Below are 16,735 nucleotides of genomic sequence, written 5' to 3' on the forward strand. Positions count from 1 at the left end.
GGATTTTTTATATCAAAATAAGGGGAAAACATGACTTGGCGCAGCCTGCTTATTCAAAACGGCGGCAAACTATCCTTGCAACGCCGGCAACTGCTGATTCAACAAAACGGCGAGTCCCACACCGTACCATTAGAAGACATCGCCGTTATTATCATCGAAAACCGCGAAACCCTGATTACTGCCCCGCTCCTATCAGCCTTAGCCGAATATGGCGCAACCTTACTGACATGTGACGAACAGTTCCTGCCCTGCGGACAATGGCTGCCTTATGCCCAATATCACCGCCAACTCAAAATCCTCAAACTACAGCTGAATATAAGCGAACCTTTAAAAAAGCAATTCTGGCAACATATCGTCCGCCAAAAAATCCTGAACCAAGCATTTGTCGCAGACGAAACAGGCAATGATCTTGCAGCCAAACGGTTACGCACTTTGGCAGTTGAAGTCCGTTCAGGCGATACAGGAAACCGTGAAGCCCAAGCTGCCGCCCTCTACTTCCAAGCCCTCTTTGGAGAAAAATTTACCCGTAATGACAACAATGCCGTCAATGCCGCATTGAACTACACCTACGCCGTACTCCGTGCCGCAGTCGCACGCGCCCTGACCTTATATGGCTGGTTGCCTGCATTAGGCTTGTTTCATAGAAGCGAACTAAATCCATTCAACCTCGCTGATGACTTTATCGAACCCTTACGCCCATTGGCCGACCTGGTCGTTATACATTTGCATGAACAAGGCCGTCTGAAAACTGATCTGACCCCCAACATCAAACAAAACCTTATCAAGACCCTTCACTGTCAAATCTGCATCGAACGGCAACATTTCAGCACCTTGGCTGCCATCGACAAAATGATTTCTTCATTTCAAGCCAGCGTAACCGACAAAAACGCCAAACAGCTGAAACTACCTGAAATCTTGCCATTGAAAGAATACCAATATGAGTGAGGCCAAATTTATGAGGATTATCGTCTTCTTCGACCTACCAGTCACCACAGCGGCCAAGCGCAAAGCCGCCAATCAATTCCGCCAGTTTCTATTAAAAGATGGATACCAAATGCTCCAACTTTCCATATACAGCCGTATTGTCAAAGGTCGAGATTCGTTGCAAAAACACCACAACAGGCTATGTGCAAACCTACCGCAAGAAGGGTCAATCCGCTGTTTGGAAGTAACAGAAAAGCAATATGCCACCATGAAACTACTATTGGGAGAGCTGAAAACCCAAGAAAAAAGGGTAAATTCCGACCAACTATTATTATTTTAAGCCCTATTTTTCAGACCAAATAAAACGGGAAACCCTTATAGAATAAGAGTTTCCCGTTTAGGTATTGTAGCACTGCGAAATGAGAAAGGGAGCTACAACCTTTCTGTTTTGCTTTGTCGTCATGTCTATATTGTAGCACTGCGAAATGAGAAAGGGAGCTACAACGTATAAGGACTCATACGGCTCTCAATGAAGATTGTAGCACTGCGAAATGAGAAAGGGAGCTACAACCCTAAGCTGGTATTAACGATATACCAATAAATTGTAGCACTGCGAAATGAGAAAGGGAGCTACAACGCCATTTGACACCATCCTGAATAACTGAAAATTGTAGCACTGCGAAATGAGAAAGGGAGCTACAACTTTCGACAATTGATCCGTCCTGTGAAAAAAATTGTAGCACTGCGAAATGAGAAAGGGAGCTACAACAGCAGTGTTTGTATAGGACTGAATATCAAGATTGTAGCACTGCGAAATGAGAAAGGGAGCTACAACCATCACAGCCGCCTGCCCCATGCCGAGGAGATTGTAGCACTGCGAAATGAGAAAGGGAGCTACAACAGAACCATAGATGCGCGGACGATGTATTCAATTGTAGCACTGCGAAATGAGAAAGGGAGCTACAACAGCCCCCGATTCGGGGGTTTTCGCTTTTTTATTGTAGCACTGCGAAATGAGAAAGGGAGCTACAACCCGGCTCGTAATCCAGCGATACCAAGCCGAATTGTAGCACTGCGAAATGAGAAAGGGAGCTACAACGAAAAATTTTTAGAAATGGAAACTGATAAAATTGTAGCACTGCGAAATGAGAAAGGGAGCTACAACGTGAGACTGAAACACGTTTGTGTGATGTTAATTGTAGCACTGCGAAATGAGAAAGGGAGCTACAACTGTTGGTATGTAGAGCAATTAACAGTGAAAATTGTAGCACTGCGAAATGAGAAAGGGAGCTACAACTGCGCGGCAGCGTTCAGCGTCTGAATAGCGATTGTAGCACTGCGAAATGAGAAAGGGAGCTACAACACTTCTGGCCGTCCAAGCTGGTAGATGGTAATTGTAGCACTGCGAAATGAGAAAGGGAGCTACAACCCATCCGATAAAGACATCATCCTGAAGCCGATTGTAGCACTGCGAAATGAGAAAGGGAGCTACAACTGCGCGCGCGGCTTTGACTTGTGCCAGCGTATTGTAGCACTGCGAAATGAGAAAGGGAGCTACAACACCGCATGGGCTCGGTGCCGTTGTTTTCCGATTGTAGCACTGCGAAATGAGAAAGGGAGCTACAACTGGATTTGATGGACGAGTACGGAATGGTTCATTGTAGCACTGCGAAATGAGAAAGGGAGCTACAATATCCGCGTCGGATTTGCCGATAAAAACGAAATTGTAGCACTGCGAAATGAGAAAGGGTCTATCCAAATAAAAAAGCACCACCTAAACAGGTAGTGCTTTCATATTAATTTGCTTATTCAGCAGAATCAGCTGCTTTATCAACCAATTCAACCAATGCCAAAGGAGCATTGTCGCCTTTACGGAAACCGTATTTCAGTACACGAACGTAGCCGCCGTTACGAGCAGCAAAGCGTGGACCCAATTCGTCAAACAATTTAACTACAACATCACGATCGCGAGTGCGGTCAAAAGCCAAACGACGGTTTGCCAAAGAAGGTTTTTTACCCAAGGTAATCAAGGGCTCAACTACGCGGCGCAATTCTTTTGCTTTAGGCAAAGTTGTCACGATGGTTTCGTGAGTCAACAAGGAATTCGCCATATTGCGCAGCATCGCAGCACGGTGGCTGCTAGTACGGTTTAATTTGCGGTTGCCATTACGATGACGCATGTCATTATCCTTTAATCTTCAAACTTACGGCTTTTCTAAGCCTACAGGCGGCCAAGCTTCTAATTTGGAACCTAATGTCAGACCTTTAGAGGCCAACACTTCTTTGATCTCATTCAAAGATTTACGACCCAAATTAGGGGTCTTGAGAAGCTCAGTTTCAGTACGTTGAATCAAATCGCCAATATAGTAAATATCTTCAGCTTTCAGACAATTAGCTGAACGTACGGTTAATTCCAAATCATCTACAGGACGCAGCAAGATAGGATCGATAGGAGGCGCTTTTTCTTCAACCTCTTCAACCGGAGTACCTTGCAGATCTGCAAAAATAGACATTTGGTCAATTAAGATACGTGCGGCACTACGTACAGCTTCTTCTGGATCAATAGAACCATTGGTTTCAATATCCAAAACCAATTTATCCAAATCCGTGCGTTGCTCTACGCGTGCAGGTTCAACTTCAAAGCTAACACGACTGATGGGCGAAAAGCTCGCATCCAACTGAATCGCACCAATCTGTTTATTCTCATCACGCAATACGCGACGGCCTGAAACAGATTGATAACCACGACCTTGCTCTACTTTAATTTCCATGTCGATTTGACCATTGTCGGACAAGTGGCAAATAACATGTTCAGGATTGATGATTTCCACATCGTGTGGCAAATCAATATCACCGGCTACAACAGCACCGGCACCTGTTTTTTTCAAAGTTAACTGAATTTGGTTACGACCGTGAAGCTTGAATACGATACCTTTAATGTTCAAGAGAACGTCAACAACATCCTCTTGAACACCATCAATAGTAGAGTATTCGTGCAACACCCCAGAAATAACTACTTCAGTTGGGGCAAAGCCATTCATGGATGACAGTAAGATACGACGCAAAGCATTACCTAAAGTATGACCAAAACCACGTTCAAATGGCTGCATAGACACCTTGGCCCGTGTGGAAGACAAAGTATCTACATCGATTTGACGAGGTTTCAAAAATTCGGTTGTGCTATTTTGCATTTAACTGTCCCTCATTGAGCTAGCATTATTTAGAGTAGAACTCTACCACCAGCTGTTCATTAATATCGCCAGACAATTCTGAGCGATCCGGCATATTTTTGAATACGCCTTCCAATTTGTCGGCATCAACAGATACCCAGCTTGGCAAGCCAATTTGAGTAGCCAGGCTCAATGCTTCTTGGATACGTACTTGTTTCTTAGCTTTTTCACGAACAGCTACAACATCACCTGCTTTAACTTGGAAAGAAGGGATATTAACAACCTGACCGTTTACGACGATAGCTTTGTGAGAAACCAATTGACGTGCTTCGGCGCGAGTAGAGCCAAAACCCATACGGTAAACGACATTGTCCAAACGAGACTCCAGCAATTGCAACAGCAATTCACCGGTAGAGCCTTTACGACGAGCTGCTTCTGCGAAGTAACGACGGAATTGACGCTCTAATACGCCATAAATACGACGGATTTTTTGTTTTTCACGTAATTGCAAACCGTAGTCTGACAAACGTGGTTTTTTCGCACCGTGTTGACCAGGTGCAGAATCCATTTTACATTTGGAATCCAAAGAGCGACGTGCACTCTTCAAAAACAGATCCGTACCTTCGCGACGTGCTAATTTACATTTAGGGCCAATATAACGTGCCATGTTTTAAATCACTCCAATATTAAATACGACGTTTTTTAGGCGGACGGCAACCGTTATGAGGCAACGGGGTAACGTCAGTAATGCTGGTAATCTTGAAACCAAGAGCGTTTAAAGCACGTACAGAAGATTCGCGACCAGGGCCAGGGCCTTTAATGCGGACTTCTAAATTTTTAACGCCATACTCTTGGGCAACTTTACCAGCTGCTTCTGCTGCAACTTGTGCTGCAAATGGTGTACTTTTACGAGAACCTTTAAAACCAGCGCCGCCAGAGGTAGCCCAAGACAATGCATTGCCTTGACGGTCAGTGATTGTAATGATGGTATTGTTGAAAGATGCATGAACGTGCACAATACCTTCGCTTACGGTTTTACGTACTTTTTTACGTACACGCGAAGCTGTGTTTGCTTTAGCCATTAATCAAATTCCTTAAAATTTATTTCTTACCGGCAATCGCTTTGCGCGGACCTTTACGGGTACGAGCATTTGTGCGAGTGCGTTGACCACGACAAGGCAAGCCACGACGATGACGGAAGCCGCGATAGCAACCCATATCCATTAGTCGTTTAATGCTCATCGTTACTTCACGACGCAAATCACCTTCAACTTCATATTTAGCAACTTGCTCACGCAAAGCGTCTAATTGAGCCTCGTCCAAATCTTTTGCTTTAGTAGTAGGAGCAATATTTGCTGCCTCACAAATCAATTTAGCACGAGTCGCACCAATACCATAAATAGCCTGAAGGCCAATTACGATATGGGCATTATTAGGGATATTTACCCCTGCAATACGAGCCATATTTTTTCCTTTTTAGGGCAAAGTATGTCACTATACCACAAAATCAATAGTTAAGAAAACTAGCTTCTTAACCTTGACGTTGTTTGTGACGTGGGTCAGTACAAATTACGCGAACTACACGATTACGACGAATAATCTTGCAATTGCGACAAATTTTCTTTACAGAAGGTTGTACACGCATTTTATTTCCTTTTATCGTTTATCTTGCTCGGAAAACAATCCGAGCACGGGTTAAATCATAAGGAGTTAATTCAACTGTTACCTTATCACCTGGAGAAATACGAATATAGTGCATCCGCATTTTGCCAGATATATGACCAAGTACTACATGATCATTTTCCAGTTTTACTTTAAATGTTGCATTGGGCAAAGTCTCAAGGATTTCGCCCTGCATCTGTATGGTATCTTCTTTAGCCATAAGCCTACTTACGTGACAAAGATTTCATATCTGGACGACTTATCAAGTCTTCATACTGACTACTCATTCTATATGAATTGATTTGTGTCCTAAAATCAATTGTAACGACAACCAAAATAAGCAGAGATGTTCCACCTAAATAGAAAGGAACTTTCAATGCCGTCGTTAAAAATTCAGGTATCAGACAGATTGTAGTGATATACAAAGCACCAAATAATGTCAGTCTCAGTACAACTTTTTCCAAATATCTAGAGGTTTGCTCACCTGGGCGAATACCCGGTACAAATGCACCACTCTTCTTCAAATTTTCAGCCATCTCTTTAGGGCTAAATACTAAAGCAGTATAGAAATAGCAGAAGAAGATGATAGTTGTGGCAAATAATACAATATACAAAGGCTGTCCGTGTTGCAGCATTGCAGCAACCTTATGAAGAACAGAATTCGTACTATTTGAACCAAACCACCCTAAAAGTGTAGATGGAAATAAAATGATACTGGAAGCGAAAATAGGAGGAATAACACCTGCCATATTTAGCTTGAACGGCATATGAATGCTTTGTCCCGGCATCATTCCAGAGCCAAACTGTCTTTTAGCATAATGCACAGGAACTTTACGCTGAGCACTCTCAAAATAAACTACAGCATAGATCAACAGCAAAATACCAATCACAATTGATACCGCCATCAACATACTCATAGAGCCTTGTTCAGTCAAAGTTAACATCCGAACAATACCGGATGGAATACCCGATACAATGCCTGCTGTAATAATTAAAGAAATACCATTACCAATACCACGCTCGGTAATTTGCTCCCCTAACCACATCAGAAACATAGTACCTGTAACCAAACAGACTACTGTAGAAATATGAAACTCAAGCGAACTCGTTACAACAACACCTTGCAGATAAACAAATGTTGCAACACCAAAGCTTTGCAATACAGCCAATAATACCGTCCCATACCTAGTATATTTCGTAATTATTTTCCTACCAGCCTCACCTTCCTTCTTTAAAGCTTTTAAAGAAGGAACAATTTCAGAAGCAAGCTGAACAATAATCGATGCCGAAATATAAGGCATGATACCAATTGCAAATATACTAAAGCGCTCCAACGAACCACCCGAGAACATATTTAACATTCCGAATATGCCGTTTGCAGCGCCTTCGTATAACTTAGCTAATGCAACAGCATCTACGCCCGGTACCGGTATATGAGCACCAATACGGAAAACGACTAAAGCACCTAAAAGGAATGCCAGACGTTTTTTCAGATCACCAAATTTGGATAATCCCGATAAAGATTGTTGATTAGCCACTGTAGTGCAAGCCTTATTCTTCTACTTTACCACCGGCAGCCTCAATAGCAGCTTTAGCACCTTTAGTAGCTTTTACACCTTTCAAGGTAACTGCTTTTGAGATTTCACCAGAAGCAATAACTTTTACACTAGAAGCAGTTACAGGAATCAGACCAGCTTGTTTAAGAACCAAGACATCAATCTCGTTCACAGCAATCAGATTTAATTCACTCAAACGAACTTCAGCATTAGCGGCAGCAGTCAAAGATTTGAAACCACGTTTCGGCAGACGGCGTTGCAAAGGCATTTGACCGCCTTCAAAACCTACCTTGTGGAAGCCACCAGAACGGCTTTTTTGACCTTTATGACCACGACCACCTGTTTTACCCAAGCCACTACCAATACCACGGCCTACACGACGACTAGCGTGAGTAGCACCCTCAGCAGGTTGAATAGTATTCAAAAACATATTAAGACTCCACTTTCAACAAGTAGCTGATTTTATTGATCATGCCACGGTTTTCAGGGGTATCCAAAACCTCTACAGTATGTTCACGGCGGCGCAAACCTAAACCACGAGCACATGCACGATGAGATTCAATTGTACCGATCAGGCTCTTAACCAATGTAACTTTAATCTTTTTTTGCTCAGTCATGGTTAGCTCCCAAAATATCTTCTACTGTCAAGCCACGTTTAGCAGCAATATCAGCAGGGGTATACAGTTTAGACAAACCGTCTAATGTAGCGCGTACAATATTGTAAGGATTAGTAGAACCATGTACTTTAGCTGAGATGTTATGGATCCCCATAGCATCAAATACTAAACGCATTGGACCACCAGCTTTTACACCGCTACCTTCTTTAGCAGGTTGCATAAATACTTTAGTAGCACCATGACGACCAATAACCTCATGATGAATAGTACCATTTTTCAAAGGTACCTTAATCATAGAGCGTCGAGCTTGATCCATTGCTTTTTGAACAGCAACCGGTACTTCTTTTGATTTACCTTTGCCCATACCAATGCGACCATCACCATCACCAACAACAGTCAGTGCTGAGAAAGCCATGATACGGCCACCTTTAACTACTTTAGTTACGCGATTAACAGCGACCATCTTTTCAATCAGGCCGTCACCGCGTTCTTCAATTTCATGTTTTGCCATCTGAAAGTCTCCAAATATTAGAAGCTTAAACCATTTTCACGTGCAGCTTCAGCCAAAGCTTTCACACGACCGTGATATTGGAAACCTGAACGGTCAAAAGCAACTTTTTCAACACCCACTGCTTTAGCTTTTTCAGCAATACGCTTACCAACTACAGCTGCTGCTTCAACGTTGCTACCTGATTTCAGGCTACTACGTACTTCAGCTTCCAATGTAGAGGCTTGAGCCAATACTTTATCACCTTCAGCACTAATTACTTGAGCATAAATATGATTATTGCTGCGGAACACACATAATCTTACCATTTTCAAGTCCGCAATACGCGCACGGGTTTTGCGTGCACGACGGAGTCGGGTTGTATGTTTATCCATTAGTGAACCTCAATTATTTTTTCTTGGCTTCTTTCATCACTACTACTTCACCTACATAACGAACACCTTTACCTTTATAAGGCTCAGGAGAACGGAATGCACGAATTTCAGCAGCGACTTGGCCAACCACTTGTTTATCTGCACCAGTCAAAACGATTTCTGTTTGGCTAGGAGTTTGAACAGAAACACCTTCAGGCATTTCGTATACGATTGGATGAGAGAAACCCAAAGACAAGTTCAAAACTTTACCTTGAGCTTGGGCACGATAACCCACACCAATCAATTGAAGTTTTTTCTCAAAACCTTCAGAGACACCCTTAACCATGTTATTAACCAATGCACGAGCAGTACCAGACATAGCATTAGCCTGTTTACTGTCATTTTTTGCAGCAAAAGTCAATTTACCATCGTTCAGTTCAATAGCAACATCGGAATGCAAAGGAAAAGACAATTCACCGTTTTTACCTTTGATAACCAATGCATCTGTTCCGAATTTTACTTCTACACCAGCAGGAACAGTCACTGGGTTTTTTGCGACGCGTGACATTTACTTTTCTCCACTAGGCTACGATGCACAACAACTCACCACCAACACCCTCAGAGCGGGCTTTGCGATCAGTCATTACACCTTTAGAAGTACTAACAATAGCGACACCCAGGCCATTCATTACGCTAGGGATCTCACTTGATGCTTTGTAAATACGCAAACCTGGACGTGAAACACGTTTAATTTGCTCAATCACGGGACGACCTGCATAGTATTTCAATTGAATTTCCAATACCGGTTTTGCATCAGCAGAAACCGCAAAATCCTCGATATAACCTTCTTCTTTCAAAACTTTTGCAATTGCACATTTCAGTTTAGAGGAAGGCATGGCAACTACTGCTTTATTAGCACGTTGCGCATTGCGAATACGAGTCAACATATCGGAAATAGGATCATGCATACTCATTATTTATACTCCTATTACCAGCTAGCTTTAACAACACCAGGGATCTCGCCACGCATAGCGATTTCACGGATTTTAATACGGCCCAAACCAAATTTACGGAAAGTGCCACGAGGACGACCTGTTAAAGCACAACGACGACGTTGACGTACAGGTGCTGCATTACGAGGAATGGATTGAAATTTCAAACGTGCTTCAAAACGTTCTTCTTCAGTCGCATTAGCATCATTAATAACAGCGAAAATTGCCTCACGTTTAGCTGCAAACTTTTTCGCCAATGCTTGACGTTTCAGCTCACGATTAATAAGTGCTTTCTTAGCCATGATTATCCTTTAAACGGAAACTTGAACAGTGACAACAAAGCTTTCGCTTCTTCATCAGTTTTTGCAGTAGTTGTAATAGTAATATTCAAACCACGCAAAGCATCGATTTTATCGTATTCAATTTCCGGGAAAATAATTTGCTCACGAACGCCCATATTGTAATTGCCACGACCATCAAATGATTTACCGCTTACACCACGGAAGTCACGTACACGAGGCAACGCAATAGTAATCAAACGATCCAAGAATTCAAACATTTGATCACGACGCAATGTTACTTTGCAACCAACTGGATAGTTATCACGGATTTTAAAACCTGCGATAGATTTACGAGCAACAGTAACAACTGGTTTTTGACCAGCAATTTTCTCTAAATCAGAAACAGCGTGTTCCATAACTTTTTTATCAGCAACAGCTTCACCCACACCCATATTCAAGGTGATTTTTTCAATACGTGGAACTTCCATTACTGATTTGTAACCAAATTGTTTAACCAATTCAGGAACAACTGTATCTTTATAAAACTCTCTCAAACGAGCCATGTTATCTCCTTATGCTCCAATGATAGAGCCATTTGATTTGAAGAAACGAACGCGTTTAACTTTGCCTTCATTTTCAATCAGCTTAATACCAACACGGTCTGCTTTATTAGTTTCCGGATTCAGGATTGCAATATTAGAAATATCCAAAGGCATTTCTTTAGTAATAATGCCACCCTCAATACCACGCATTGGATTAGGTTTTTGATGGCGCTTCACAACATTAACCCCCTCAACAACAACTTTATCACCCAACACTCGAACTACTTGACCTTGCTTACCTTTATCTTTACCGGTAATCACTACAACCTGATCGCCTTTAATGATTTTATTCATCGCGCTATTCCTTATAATACTTCAGGCGCCAATGAAACGATTTTCATAAATCGCTCAGTACGCAATTCACGGGTTACCGGACCAAAAATACGGGTACCCAGAGGTTCAAGTTTATTATTCAACAACACAGCAGCATTGTTATCGAATTTAATTAACGCACCATCAGGACGACGTACACCCTTAGCAGTACGAACAACTACCGCATTGTATACATCACCTTTTTTGACACGACCACGTGGGGCTGCATCTTTAACTGCAACTTTAATAATGTCGCCAACAGAAGCGTAGCGACGCTTAGATCCGCCCAATACTTTGATGCACATTACGCGACGCGCACCAGAGTTATCAGCCACATCTAAGATGGTCTGCATTTGAATCATATTAGTACCTTTAAATTAACCAACTTAATTTACCACTTTCATATAACTCGCACCTTACTTTAAGCTGCTTATTAAATGAAACCATCACGGTTCTAGTAAACCAGTCTTGGATCCCGAAGGGAGAGAAACTTCCATAAGAAGCTGGAAGATAAGAAACGAAGTTTACACGCAAATTAACTTTGCTGCAAGACTTCGTTTCTTATTAAGCTACATTACTGTGTTTTAAATCAAACAGTACGGGCTTTCTCAACCAATTCTTTTACAACCCAAGACTTGGTTTTTGACAAAGGACGAGATTCCTCGATTACCACTACATCACCAATGCCATATTGATTGTTTTCATCATGAGCATGGATTTTAGTTGATAAACGAATAATTTTACCGTACAGAGGATGTTTAACTTTACGTTCAACCAATACTGTAACAGTTTTGTCCATTTTGTCGCTTACCACTTTGCCTTGCAAAGTACGAACATTTTTAGCTTCGCTCATTACTTAGCACCTTTTTCAGTTAAAATGGTTTTAATACGAGCAATATCGCGACGTACACGTTTCAACTCGCTAGATTTACCCAACTGACCGGTTGCATTTTGCATGCGTAAGCCAAACTGAGCTTTCAACAAGTCCAACAAATCAGAGTTTAATTGCTCAATGGATTTGTCTTTCAATTCATTTGCTTTCATTATTGACCCACCTGTCTTACTACAAAGGTTGTAGGAATAGGCAATTTGGCAGCGGCCAATTCAAATGCTTCACGAGCCAAAGACTCAGGAACACCGTCCATTTCGTACAATACTTTGCCTGGTTTAACTTCAGCAATGTAATATTCCACATTACCTTTACCGCCACCCATACGAACTTGGATAGGTTTCTCAGTAATTGGTTTATCAGGGAATACACGAATCCAAATACGACCACCACGTTTAATATGGCGAGTCATAGTACGACGAGCAGCTTCGATTTGACGGGCAGTCAAACGACCACGGCCTACGGCTTTCAAACCGAACTCACCGAAACTTACTTTGTTACCGCGAGTAGCAATACCGGTGTTACGACCTTTTTGTTGCTTGCGATATTTCAGTCTAGTTGGCTGCAGCATTACGTCCACCTGCCTTTCTTTGTTTCTTCTCATGCTCAGGTTTAGAAGATTTAATATTACCTTCTGTATAAACCCAAACTTTCAGACCCAGTACACCATAAGTAGTGTGTGCTTCGCTAGTTGCATAATCTACGTTCGCACGCAAAGTATGTAAAGGTACACGACCTTCACGGTACCATTCACTACGAGCGATATCAGCACCATTCAGACGGCCTGAAGTCATGATCTTGATGCCTTTAGCACCAGAACGCATTGCATTTTGCATTGCACGTTTCATAGCACGACGGAATTGAACACGTTTTTCAAGCTGCTGGGCAATACCATCAGCAATGATTTGCGCATCCAATTCAGGACGACGAATCTCTTCAATATTTACATGAACAGGCACACCCATCAGAGCTTGCAAGTCACGTTTCAAAATTTCGATATCCTCGCCTTTTTTACCAATAACCACACCTGGACGAGCAGAGTGAATGGTAATACGTGCAGATTTAGCAGGACGCTCGATTACTACGCGACCAACTGAAGCATTGGCCAGTTTTTTACGCAAGTAATTACGAACATCAATATCTTGTTTCAAAACAGTAGAAAAGTCGGTGCTTTTAGCAAACCATTTTGAAGCCCAGTCTTTAGTTACCGCCAGGCGAAAGCCTGTAGGGTTAATCTTTTGTCCCATAGCTTTTCCTTAGTTGCCCACTGTCACGTTAATATGACAAGTTTGTTTCTCGATGCGGTTACCGCGACCTTTGGCACGAGCTTGGAAACGTTTCAAGCTTGGGCCTTTGTCAACAAAGATAGTTACCACTTTCAGTTCGTCAATGTCAGCACCATTATTGTGCTCGGCATTGGCGATTGCTGATTCCAACACTTTTTTAATCAGCTCAGCACCTTTTTTAGGGCTGAATGCCAAGATATTCAAAGCTTGGGCAACGTCTTTACCACGAATCAAATCAGCTACCAAACGAGCTTTTTGAGCTGAAATACGGGCGTTTTTATGTTGTGCACTTACTCTCATGATTCACCTTATTTCTTTTTAGCCTTTTTATCAGCCAAGTGGCCTTTAAAGGTACGGGTCAATGAGAACTCACCTAATTTATGACCAACCATGTTGTCGCTGATGAACACAGGCACGTGAGTGCGACCGTTGTGAACAGCGATAGTCAGACCGATGAAATCAGGCAAAATGGTAGAACGACGTGACCAAGTTTTAATTGGGCGTTTGTCGTTGCTTGCACGAGCAGCATCTACTTTTTTCAGCAAATGCAGGTCTACATATGGGCCTTTTTTTAATGAACGAGCCATACTAATTAACCTTTATTTGAGTAACGACGACGAACAATCATGTTATCCGTGCGTTTGTTATTACGAGTGCGGTAGCCCTTAGCAGGAGTACCCCATGGGCTAACCGGTTCGCGAGCCTCACCAGTACGGCCTTCACCACCACCATGTGGGTGATCAACAGGGTTCATTACAACACCACGAACGGTCGGACGAATACCACGCCAGCGGTTAGCACCAGCTTTACCGATTTTTTTCAGGCTTTGTTCTTCGTTACCAACTTCACCGATAGTTGCACGGCAATTTACGCTAATTTTGCGCACTTCACCAGAACGCAAACGAACTTGTGCGTAAGCACCTTCTTTTGCAAGCAATACCGCAGAAGCACCAGCAGAACGTGCAATTTGTGCACCTTTACCTGGTTTCATTTCGATACAGTGAATAGTTGTACCAACAGGAATATTGCGGATCGGCAGAGTGTTACCTACTTTGATAGCAGCTTCAGCACCGGAAACCAATACTGCACCGGCTTGAATACCACGTGGAGCAATGATGTAGCGACGCTCGCCATCTGCATAGCACAACAGTGCGATAAATGCAGTACGGTTAGGGTCATATTCGATACGCTCTACTTTTGCAGGGATACCATCTTTGTTACGTTTAAAATCTACGATGCGGTAATGATGTTTATGGCCACCACCTTTATGACGGGTAGTGATATGACCATTGTTGTTACGACCGGCAGTAGAATTTTTCTTTTCCAGCAGAGGTGCATAAGGTGCACCTTTGTGCAAACCTTCTGTTACCACGCGAACCATGCCGCGACGGCCTGCAGAGGTCGGCTTCATTTTAACGATTGCCATTTTGTTTATTCCTTATCTGCAGCTGCAGCAGCGGCTTCCAAATCCAACTCTTGACCGGCAGCCAGACTCACATAAGCCTTTTTAACATCGCTGCGACGACCTAAAGTGCGACCAAAACGTTTAACTTTACCTTTAATGGTAACAGTAGTAACGTCTGCAACTTGAACTCCGAACAGCAGCTCAACAGCCGCTTTAATTTCAGGTTTGGTTGCATTTGCCAAAACTTTAAACGTCATTTGGTTACGTTTTTCAGCCAATACGTTGCTTTTCTCAGAAACGATAGGTGCCAAGATTACTTGAGTCAAACGTTGTTGATTCATACCCATTGCTCCTCTAATTGTGCAACTGCATCTTTAGTGATAACGACTTTTTTGTAACGCAGCAAGCTGTAAGGATCAACTTGTTGAGCTTCCAAAACCAATACGTTAGGCAAGTTGCGTGAAGCCAAGTAAACATTCTCGTCGAGCTGTTTAGTTACAAACAGAACTTGCTCCAAACCCAAATTTTTCACTTGTTCAGCAAAAACTTTAGTTTTAGGAGTTTCAGCAGTCAATGCTTCGATTGCAAACAAACGTTCATCACGAGCCAATTGGGACAAAATAGTCGCCATACCGGCACGGTACATTTTACGGTTCACTTTTTGAGTGAAGTTTTCATCAGGTTTGTTTGGGAATGCACGACCACCTTTACGCCACAGCGGAGAAGAAGTCATACCGGAACGAGCACGACCGGTACCTTTTTGGCGCCATGGTTTTTTAGTAGAGTGGTTTACTTCGGCACGAGTTTTTTGAGCACGATTACCAGAACGGGCATTTGCCAAGTAAGCAGTAACCAGTTGGTGAACCAGAGCTTCATTGTATTCACGAGCAAACAAAGCATCAGAAACAGCCAAGCTGCCAGATACTTGTCCTTTAGCGTCAATTACTTTCAATTCCATTACGCACCTACTTTCACGCTAGGACGAACCACGACGTCGCTGTTAACCGAACCCGGAACAGCACCTTTAACCAACAAGAGTTGGCGTTCAGCATCAACACGCACAACTTCCAATTTTTGAACAGTTGCTTTAGTGTTACCGTATTGACCTGCCATACGTTTACCAGGGAACACGCGACCAGGGTCTTGTGCCATACCGATAGAACCAGGAACACGGTGAGAACGGGAGTTACCGTGGGAAGTACGTTGAGCACCGAAGTTATGACGTTTGATCGTACCAGAGAAACCTTTACCTTTAGAGGTGCCGGTTACATCTACCAATTGACCAACTTCAAACATAGAAACGGTAATTTCATCACCGGCTTTCAATTCAGCCAGTTTTTCTTCAGTCAAAGCAAATTCAACCAAACCACGACCAGCTTCAACACCTGCTTTAGCAAAGTGACCAGCTTCAGTTTTGTTGACACGATTAGCTTTTTTCTGACCAAAGGTAACTTGTACAGCAGTGTAGCCGTCAGTATCTTTGGATTTCACTTGTGTAACGCGGTTGGCAGACATATCCAAAACAGTTACCGGAACAGAAACACCCTGTTCATCGAACACGCGAGTCATACCAACTTTGCGTCCAACCAGACCTAAAGCCATGATTATTTTCCTTTTAAGTAAAGGGGCGGGCTACGATTGGCCTGCCTTTCAGACAAAGTTAAACTTGATACGGATGTACCAAGTCCGCCATTATAATTGACAAATCAAAGAAATATCAACAAAAATTTCAATTTAACTTCTTAAACCCATCATTTTTTTCGGATGAAGTGTTACCAAATATCTGAAAATTTTCAGACGGCCTAAGAATTCTATAAAAAACCGAACAGCTAAGCTGTTCGGTTTTTCAGTTCTTATTGAACTTTAATTTCTACATCTACACCTGCTGGAAGATCCAGTTTCATCAGTGCATCAGTAGTTTTGTCAGTCCAGTCCACGATGTCCATCAGACGCAAGTGGGTACGGATTTCCAATTGTTCACGAGAAGTTTTGTTCACGTGAGGAGAACGCAAGATGTTGAAACGTTCGATTTTAGTTGGTAAAGGAATTGGACCTTTAACAACAGCGCCAGTACGTTTGGCAGTTTCAACGATTTCTTGTGCGGAACGGTCAATCAGACTGTAATCATAAGCTTTCAGGCGGATACGGATTTTTTGGTTTGCCATTTATCAATATCCC

General features: G+C 42.6%; 31 protein-coding genes and 1 CRISPR repeat array. Of the genes, 2 read left to right on the forward strand and 29 right to left on the reverse strand.

What is annotated here, in order from left to right:
• Positions 1-30: 30 nt before the first annotated feature.
• Complete coding sequence (gene cas1 / locus FAH66_RS08640) at positions 31-945, forward strand: type II CRISPR-associated endonuclease Cas1 (RefSeq protein ID WP_137041328.1); 915 nt, start codon at positions 31-33, stop codon at positions 943-945.
• Complete coding sequence (cas2, locus tag FAH66_RS08645) at positions 938-1,264, forward strand: CRISPR-associated endonuclease Cas2 (protein ID WP_137041329.1); 327 nt, start codon at positions 938-940, stop codon at positions 1,262-1,264. Before cas1 ends, cas2 begins: the two co-directional genes overlap by 8 nt.
• A 63-nt stretch (positions 1,265-1,327) precedes the next feature.
• Positions 1,328-2,683: direct repeats of the CRISPR family, unit length 36 nt; unit sequence ATTGTAGCACTGCGAAATGAGAAAGGGAGCTACAAC.
• A gap of 46 nt (positions 2,684-2,729) precedes the next feature.
• Here cas2 and rplQ read toward each other — a convergent pair.
• The 29 genes from rplQ to rpsJ form a co-directional block, all read right to left on the reverse strand.
• Positions 2,730-3,104, reverse strand: a complete 375-nt coding sequence (rplQ, locus tag FAH66_RS08650; RefSeq protein ID WP_003684792.1) for a 50S ribosomal protein L17 — start codon at positions 3,102-3,104, stop codon at positions 2,730-2,732.
• A 24-nt stretch (positions 3,105-3,128) separates the two neighbouring features.
• Complete coding sequence (locus tag FAH66_RS08655; RefSeq protein WP_137041330.1) at positions 3,129-4,115, reverse strand: DNA-directed RNA polymerase subunit alpha; 987 nt, start codon at positions 4,113-4,115, stop codon at positions 3,129-3,131.
• 25 nt (positions 4,116-4,140) lie between these two features.
• Positions 4,141-4,761 carry a 30S ribosomal protein S4 gene (rpsD, locus tag FAH66_RS08660; RefSeq protein ID WP_039863983.1) on the reverse strand — a complete coding sequence of 207 codons (621 nt, stop codon included), beginning with the start codon at positions 4,759-4,761 and terminating at the stop codon, positions 4,141-4,143.
• 19 nt (positions 4,762-4,780) lie between these two features.
• Positions 4,781-5,176, reverse strand: a complete 396-nt coding sequence (gene rpsK, locus FAH66_RS08665; RefSeq protein WP_002216249.1) for a 30S ribosomal protein S11 — start codon at positions 5,174-5,176, stop codon at positions 4,781-4,783.
• Between the two features lie 19 nt (positions 5,177-5,195).
• Positions 5,196-5,558 carry a 30S ribosomal protein S13 gene (gene rpsM / locus FAH66_RS08670; protein ID WP_003749295.1) on the reverse strand — a complete coding sequence of 121 codons (363 nt, stop codon included), beginning with the start codon at positions 5,556-5,558 and terminating at the stop codon, positions 5,196-5,198.
• Positions 5,559-5,625: 67 nt separating this feature from the next.
• Positions 5,626-5,739, reverse strand: coding sequence for a 50S ribosomal protein L36 (gene rpmJ / locus FAH66_RS08675; RefSeq protein ID WP_003697674.1), 114 nt, complete (start codon positions 5,737-5,739; stop codon positions 5,626-5,628).
• Between the two features lie 18 nt (positions 5,740-5,757).
• The gene (infA, locus tag FAH66_RS08680) at positions 5,758-5,976 is read right to left on the reverse strand and encodes a translation initiation factor IF-1 (protein WP_003684714.1); all 219 of its coding nucleotides are present in this window, start codon (positions 5,974-5,976) and stop codon (positions 5,758-5,760) included.
• 4 nt (positions 5,977-5,980) lie between these two features.
• Positions 5,981-7,294 carry a preprotein translocase subunit SecY gene (secY, locus tag FAH66_RS08685; protein WP_049329188.1) on the reverse strand — a complete coding sequence of 438 codons (1,314 nt, stop codon included), beginning with the start codon at positions 7,292-7,294 and terminating at the stop codon, positions 5,981-5,983.
• Between the two features lie 13 nt (positions 7,295-7,307).
• On the reverse strand, positions 7,308-7,742 hold the full coding sequence (gene rplO, locus FAH66_RS08690; protein ID WP_049329187.1) for a 50S ribosomal protein L15: 435 nt from the start codon (positions 7,740-7,742) through the stop codon (positions 7,308-7,310).
• Between the two features lies 1 nt (position 7,743).
• Positions 7,744-7,929, reverse strand: a complete 186-nt coding sequence (gene rpmD / locus FAH66_RS08695; RefSeq protein ID WP_003684808.1) for a 50S ribosomal protein L30 — start codon at positions 7,927-7,929, stop codon at positions 7,744-7,746.
• Positions 7,922-8,440 (reverse strand): 30S ribosomal protein S5, encoded by a 519-nt coding sequence (gene rpsE / locus FAH66_RS08700; RefSeq protein ID WP_003684704.1) that lies wholly within the window; start codon positions 8,438-8,440, stop codon positions 7,922-7,924. Before rpsE ends, rpmD begins: the two co-directional genes overlap by 8 nt.
• A gap of 17 nt (positions 8,441-8,457) precedes the next feature.
• Positions 8,458-8,811 (reverse strand): 50S ribosomal protein L18, encoded by a 354-nt coding sequence (rplR, locus tag FAH66_RS08705; protein ID WP_003749287.1) that lies wholly within the window; start codon positions 8,809-8,811, stop codon positions 8,458-8,460.
• Between the two features lie 13 nt (positions 8,812-8,824).
• Positions 8,825-9,358, reverse strand: coding sequence for a 50S ribosomal protein L6 (gene rplF, locus FAH66_RS08710; protein ID WP_004464590.1), 534 nt, complete (start codon positions 9,356-9,358; stop codon positions 8,825-8,827).
• A 13-nt stretch (positions 9,359-9,371) separates the two neighbouring features.
• Positions 9,372-9,764 carry a 30S ribosomal protein S8 gene (gene rpsH, locus FAH66_RS08715; RefSeq protein WP_063075320.1) on the reverse strand — a complete coding sequence of 131 codons (393 nt, stop codon included), beginning with the start codon at positions 9,762-9,764 and terminating at the stop codon, positions 9,372-9,374.
• A 14-nt stretch (positions 9,765-9,778) separates the two neighbouring features.
• A complete protein-coding gene (gene rpsN, locus FAH66_RS08720; protein WP_003684736.1) occupies positions 9,779-10,084 on the reverse strand; it encodes a 30S ribosomal protein S14 in 306 nt (101 codons plus the stop codon).
• Between the two features lie 2 nt (positions 10,085-10,086).
• Positions 10,087-10,626, reverse strand: coding sequence for a 50S ribosomal protein L5 (rplE, locus tag FAH66_RS08725; RefSeq protein ID WP_003684750.1), 540 nt, complete (start codon positions 10,624-10,626; stop codon positions 10,087-10,089).
• Positions 10,627-10,635: 9 nt separating this feature from the next.
• Positions 10,636-10,959, reverse strand: a complete 324-nt coding sequence (rplX, locus tag FAH66_RS08730; RefSeq protein WP_003684754.1) for a 50S ribosomal protein L24 — start codon at positions 10,957-10,959, stop codon at positions 10,636-10,638.
• A gap of 11 nt (positions 10,960-10,970) precedes the next feature.
• Positions 10,971-11,339: a 50S ribosomal protein L14 gene (rplN, locus tag FAH66_RS08735; protein ID WP_002215434.1), complete on the reverse strand. Its 369-nt coding sequence runs from the start codon at positions 11,337-11,339 to the stop codon at positions 10,971-10,973.
• Positions 11,340-11,566: 227 nt separating this feature from the next.
• Positions 11,567-11,830 (reverse strand): 30S ribosomal protein S17, encoded by a 264-nt coding sequence (rpsQ, locus tag FAH66_RS08740; protein ID WP_003684766.1) that lies wholly within the window; start codon positions 11,828-11,830, stop codon positions 11,567-11,569.
• Complete coding sequence (gene rpmC, locus FAH66_RS08745; RefSeq protein ID WP_003684705.1) at positions 11,830-12,021, reverse strand: 50S ribosomal protein L29; 192 nt, start codon at positions 12,019-12,021, stop codon at positions 11,830-11,832. Before rpmC ends, rpsQ begins: the two co-directional genes overlap by 1 nt.
• Complete coding sequence (gene rplP / locus FAH66_RS08750) at positions 12,021-12,437, reverse strand: 50S ribosomal protein L16 (RefSeq protein ID WP_003684741.1); 417 nt, start codon at positions 12,435-12,437, stop codon at positions 12,021-12,023. Before rplP ends, rpmC begins: the two co-directional genes overlap by 1 nt.
• Positions 12,421-13,113: a 30S ribosomal protein S3 gene (gene rpsC / locus FAH66_RS08755; protein WP_003684753.1), complete on the reverse strand. Its 693-nt coding sequence runs from the start codon at positions 13,111-13,113 to the stop codon at positions 12,421-12,423. The genes rplP and rpsC overlap by 17 nt, the downstream gene beginning before the upstream one ends.
• A 9-nt stretch (positions 13,114-13,122) precedes the next feature.
• The gene (gene rplV, locus FAH66_RS08760; protein WP_003749277.1) at positions 13,123-13,452 is read right to left on the reverse strand and encodes a 50S ribosomal protein L22; all 330 of its coding nucleotides are present in this window, start codon (positions 13,450-13,452) and stop codon (positions 13,123-13,125) included.
• An 8-nt stretch (positions 13,453-13,460) separates the two neighbouring features.
• On the reverse strand, positions 13,461-13,739 hold the full coding sequence (gene rpsS, locus FAH66_RS08765; RefSeq protein ID WP_002215422.1) for a 30S ribosomal protein S19: 279 nt from the start codon (positions 13,737-13,739) through the stop codon (positions 13,461-13,463).
• A 5-nt stretch (positions 13,740-13,744) separates the two neighbouring features.
• The gene (gene rplB / locus FAH66_RS08770) at positions 13,745-14,578 is read right to left on the reverse strand and encodes a 50S ribosomal protein L2 (protein WP_049350999.1); all 834 of its coding nucleotides are present in this window, start codon (positions 14,576-14,578) and stop codon (positions 13,745-13,747) included.
• 5 nt (positions 14,579-14,583) lie between these two features.
• Positions 14,584-14,898, reverse strand: coding sequence for a 50S ribosomal protein L23 (gene rplW / locus FAH66_RS08775; protein ID WP_002243944.1), 315 nt, complete (start codon positions 14,896-14,898; stop codon positions 14,584-14,586).
• On the reverse strand, positions 14,895-15,515 hold the full coding sequence (gene rplD, locus FAH66_RS08780; protein ID WP_003684798.1) for a 50S ribosomal protein L4: 621 nt from the start codon (positions 15,513-15,515) through the stop codon (positions 14,895-14,897). The genes rplW and rplD overlap by 4 nt, the downstream gene beginning before the upstream one ends.
• Positions 15,515-16,159, reverse strand: coding sequence for a 50S ribosomal protein L3 (rplC, locus tag FAH66_RS08785; protein ID WP_137041331.1), 645 nt, complete (start codon positions 16,157-16,159; stop codon positions 15,515-15,517). Before rplC ends, rplD begins: the two co-directional genes overlap by 1 nt.
• Positions 16,160-16,410: 251 nt before the next feature.
• Positions 16,411-16,722 carry a 30S ribosomal protein S10 gene (rpsJ, locus tag FAH66_RS08790; RefSeq protein ID WP_002642322.1) on the reverse strand — a complete coding sequence of 104 codons (312 nt, stop codon included), beginning with the start codon at positions 16,720-16,722 and terminating at the stop codon, positions 16,411-16,413.
• Between the last annotated feature and the right edge of the window lie 13 nt (positions 16,723-16,735).

The sequence above is a fragment of the Neisseria subflava genome (assembly GCF_005221305.1).
In the GTDB taxonomy this organism is placed as follows: domain Bacteria; phylum Pseudomonadota; class Gammaproteobacteria; order Burkholderiales; family Neisseriaceae; genus Neisseria; species Neisseria subflava.